The organism is Sodalis-like endosymbiont of Proechinophthirus fluctus, assembly GCF_001602625.1.
Classification (GTDB): domain Bacteria; phylum Pseudomonadota; class Gammaproteobacteria; order Enterobacterales; family Enterobacteriaceae.
This window is the reverse complement of record NZ_LECR01000050.1, coordinates 26,628-27,195: the sequence shown is the minus strand read 5'-3', so window position 1 is coordinate 27,195 and position 568 is coordinate 26,628. Positions and strand designations below refer to the sequence as shown.

Genomic DNA, 568 nt, shown 5'->3' with positions numbered 1-568 from the left:
CCTGCCGTGCTGTGCGCATCGATGTTCGGGCTGTGATTGCTGATGTCGCGCTGGCTGGTCTGGCGTATTCTGGAGTGGGTAAAACTGGCGGTCGGCCATGCGCGATTGCTACGCGGTATGGCACTGCCTGATGGCCACAGCCATTCACGGTCATCATGCTGATGGACAGCGACCAGCACTATTGCCACAACCTGTGCGTTATTACACCGATTATCCGGAGCTACAAACGGCAGCTCCGTCCACTCCTACTACTGGGTACGCGAGGAGACACTGGACGGGGAGTAGCTGCTCTGGCGCGCAAGAAGGTGCCATTATCATACCGGTGCTATTTCTGAGCGCCAGAGAAGACAAAATTGTGGATAACCGCAGTCACCTGGCGTTCTGCAAGCCCATGGCTCTGGCAGGTCATCTCTGCGAGAATAACGACCTGATAATGATTACGGGAGCGCGTCACGAAATTTTATTCGAGACTGATCCGCTGCGCGCACAGGTTTTTACATTAATCGCACATTTCTTTATGCAGAATCATTAATCTGCGGCGCTGGTTTGGCCGCGTACACCAGAGGTT

1 protein-coding gene is annotated in these 568 nt (G+C 54.2%); it reads left to right on the top strand.

The window, feature by feature from the left end; all coding sequences use genetic code 11:
• Positions 1-193: 193 nt before the first annotated feature.
• Positions 194-532 carry an alpha/beta hydrolase family protein gene (locus tag BG74_RS13475; protein ID WP_244267364.1) on the top strand — a complete coding sequence of 113 codons (339 nt, stop codon included), beginning with the start codon at positions 194-196 and terminating at the stop codon, positions 530-532.
• Positions 533-568 lie beyond the last annotated feature (36 nt).